This window comes from Romboutsia sp., from assembly GCF_035470145.1.
Taxonomy (GTDB): Bacteria; Bacillota; Clostridia; order Peptostreptococcales; family Peptostreptococcaceae; genus Romboutsia_D.
In genome coordinates this window covers 1-3,793 of record NZ_DATIRC010000271.1, presented here as the reverse complement: position 1 = coordinate 3,793, position 3,793 = coordinate 1, and the positions used below count along the sequence as shown (strand labels likewise).

Genomic DNA, 3,793 nt, shown 5'->3' with positions numbered 1-3,793 from the left:
GTTAATAAAATGTTTTCTTTCATATTATTTGGTTTCATAAAATCAACCTTTCTACATATAACTGTCATTTTAATAAATCAATTATAAGCTTATAAAAATTTATTGTCAATAAAGTGAGATATAGCTTTTATTATTGACTTTTAAAACAAGTAAAGATACAATAAAAATACAAATCGGTCGTCTGACTGACTGACTGACTGATAAATAAAGTGAGGGAAAGATATGAGCAGAATAAAGATAATAACAGATAGTTCATGTGATTTAAATAAAGATATAGTACAAAAATATAATATTGAGATTGTAGGTCTTAATGTATCATTTGGGGAAGAAACATATATAGATGGTGAAATGAATAATGATATTTTTTATAAGAGAATGGCAGAATACAAAGATCTTCCAAAGACATCTTGCCCTTCGCCAGAAAAATTTGCTAAAAGCTATGAAGGAATAGAAGATATAATAGTACTTACACTGTCATCAAAGTTATCAGCTACATACTCAACTGCAGTACTTGCAAAAAATATGGTTTTAGAAGAAAATCCAAATAAAAGAATAGAAGTTATAGATACTCAGACTGGATCGGTAGGTCAAGGTATTTTAGTTGCAAAAGCAGCGCAGTTAGCTCAGGAAGGAAAGTCTTTAAGTGAAATAGTAGAGATAATAGAAAAAATAAAAAATAATATAGTATTCTTTGGTTCGCTCGAAACTTTAGAAAATGCTATAAAGGGTGGGAGAATAAATCCTTTAGCTGGAAAGTTAATAAATGCTTTGAATTTTAAGATTATAATTCAAGTTATAGATGGATTAGTTAAACCAGTTGATAAAGCTAGAGGAGATAATAATTGTCTTAAAAAGGTAGTTGAAAATGTCTGCTCAAGAATAACTAAAGATGAAAAAAAGGTGTTAGCTATAGGTCACTCTAATTGTTTACAAAAAGCATTAAAGGTTAAGGAAATGATGCTTGAAAAACATAAATTTGAAGATATTACAATAAGTGAAGTAGGTTCTGTTATGGGGACGTATACTTCAAAAGGTGCAATTTTAATAAGTGTTTTATAAAATGATTATTTGATATAGATTATTTAACAAAGTTCTTACGAATAAGTAGTATGTTTATTACATTTGTAGGAACTTTATTTTTATAGTTAGAAATAAAGTTAAATTATAATACGGAATATAAAATTTATAGAAATAAAATATAAATAAGGAAATCTAGAAAACGGTTGCACAGTTAAAAATGCTATGTTATAATTCAACTATAAAGGCGATGCAAGCGATTGCTCAAAATGAAAAATGGGAGGAATATGATATGGGATTAAAAAGAATTTTAAGCTTAGTAACAGTAACAATGTTAGTAGCAAGTAGTGTTATTGGATGTAGTTCAAGTGGAGGAGACACTGCAAAAGAAGGAGACCAAGTAAAGGTAGATATATTCCAATTTAAGGTAGAAGCAAAAGATGCACTTGAAAAGGCTGCAGAAGTTTATGAGGAAAAAAATCCTAACATAGACATAAATATAGAAACTGTAGGTGGTGGTAATGATTATGGTGCTGCCTTAAGATCAAAATTCCAATCAGGTCAAGAACCTACTATATTCAATGTAGGTGGGCCACAAGATGTTAAAGATTGGTCGTCTAAATTAGAAAACTTATCAGATCAACCTTGGGTTAAGGAAGCTTTTGATGGAACGTTAGGTTCAGTAACAACTGATGATGGAACATTTGGTATGCCATTTAACCAAGAAGGATATGGATTTATATATAATAAAGAGATATTTGAAAAAGCTGGAATAGATCCAGCATCTATAACAAGTTTTGAAGCTTTAGAAAAAGCAGTTAAAACATTAGATTCAAAGAAAGACGAGCTAGGGCTAGAAGCTGTATTGGCACTTCCAGCAAAAGAAAAGTGGCTTACAGGACTTCATTTATCAAATACTGCATTAGCGAATGAATTTGAGAGTGGAAAGCAAGCTTATGAAGCTAAGGAATTAGAATTTAAATATGAAAAAGAATTAAAAGAATTATTAGATTTACAAACTTCATATGCATATATGCCAGATGGTAAAACTGCATCTATGAATAGTGTTGACTATGCTATGCAAGTTGAACAAAAATATTCAACTGGTAAAGTAGCTATGATTCAAAATGGTAACTGGGCATATGGTGGAATAAAAGGTGTTAATGCCGATATAGCAGATAATTCAGGTATATTACCAATGCCAATTAAGGGTGTTAAAGAAGATTGTATACCAGTAGGAGTTCCAATGTACTGGTCTATAAATAAAGACAAGTCTGATGCAGAAAAAGATGCAGCTAAAGATTTCTTAAATTGGTTATATACTTCTGATGAAGGTAAGAAAATGATAATAGAAGATTTCAATTTCATACCAGCATTTAAAGGATATGAAAGTGATGAATTACAACCAAAAGATCCGTTATCAGCAGATATATTAAATTATGCTAATGAAGGAAAAACGATGCCATGGGTATTTATGGGATATCCAAGTGGATGGGGAGAAAACGTAGTTGGTGCTAATATACAAAAATATCTAGATGGAAGCATGACTTGGGAAAATGTAGTTAAGAATGCAAAATCTACATGGTCAGAAGATAGAAAATAGCATTGAATAAATGACATGATATGAACAGGAAAGTACAAATGTACTTTCCTATAATTGAAGTACAGGAGTGTATAATTATATTTTTGATTTAAAATTCAAAATACATTTCAGTTTTAAAAAAAATTAAAGGAGAGAATTTTATGGCAAGTAAAGAAGTACAATTCGAAAAAAAGAAATCAATTGCCAAAAATAAAACTAGCAAAAGTAAACATGGATTAACATTTTGGGCATTTGTAGGACCTAGTTTATTTGCATTTTCATTAGTAATATTAATTCCATTAATACTTGGTATATATTATTCATTTACGGACTGGAATGGAATTGGTTCGGATATAAAGTTTATAGGATTTGAAAACTATATAAAAACATTTTCTGATGAAGGATTTAGAAATTCGCTTTTCTTTACAATTAAATTTACTTTCGTATCAGTTATTAGTATAAATATTATAGCATTTGTATTAGCACTTTTAGTTACGAGAGAATCGAAAATAAGCAATTTACTTAGAACTATATTTTTTATGCCTAACTTAATAGGAGGTTTAATTTTAGGATTTATATGGCAATTTATATTTGTAAATGTATTTAATGTTGTAGGTCAGACACTAGGCCAAGAGTGGATGATGGGATGGCTATCAAATGCAACTACAGGCTTTTGGGGAATGGTAATTATAATGGCTTGGCAAATGGCAGGCTATGTAATGGTTATATATATAGCGGGTCTTCAAAATGTTCCACCAGAGTTAAATGAAGCGGCAAAAATAGATGGAGCATCAGCTTTACAAAGAATAAGACTTATAACTTTCCCAATGATAAAACCAGCATTTACAATAAGTTTATTCTTAACACTTTCAAACTCATTTAAATTATTTGACCAAAACTTAGCTCTTACTAATGGAGGTCCAGGAAATGCAACTCAAATGCTTGCGCTTAATATTTATCAAACTGCATTTTCATATAACAAAATGAACTTAGCACAGGCAAAGGCAGTAATATTCTTTATATTAGTTACAGTAATAACACTTGTTCAAGTTTATATAACTAAGAAAGATGAGGTGGAGGCATAATGAAAAAAAAATTAAGCAAATGGACATTAGACATATTAGGGATAGTATTAGCTTTAATTTGTTTGTCACCATTTTATATAATAATTGTAAACTCTTTCAAAACTAAAGG

Annotated in this window: 3 protein-coding genes; all 3 read left to right on the top strand. The window is 29.7% G+C overall.

The window, feature by feature from the left end:
- Window positions 1-222: 222 nt before the first annotated feature.
- The 3 genes from VLM92_RS11340 (at window position 223) to VLM92_RS11330 (ending at window position 3,684) form a co-directional block, all read left to right on the top strand.
- Complete coding sequence (locus tag VLM92_RS11340; protein ID WP_325276447.1) at window positions 223-1,059, top strand: DegV family protein; 837 nt, start codon at window positions 223-225, stop codon at window positions 1,057-1,059.
- Window positions 1,060-1,309: 250 nt separating this feature from the next.
- Window positions 1,310-2,620: an ABC transporter substrate-binding protein gene (locus tag VLM92_RS11335; RefSeq protein WP_325276446.1), complete on the top strand. Its 1,311-nt coding sequence runs from the start codon at window positions 1,310-1,312 to the stop codon at window positions 2,618-2,620.
- Between the two features lie 140 nt (window positions 2,621-2,760).
- The gene (locus tag VLM92_RS11330) at window positions 2,761-3,684 is read left to right on the top strand and encodes a sugar ABC transporter permease (protein ID WP_325276445.1); all 924 of its coding nucleotides are present in this window, start codon (window positions 2,761-2,763) and stop codon (window positions 3,682-3,684) included.
- Window positions 3,685-3,793: the final 109 nt, after the last annotated feature.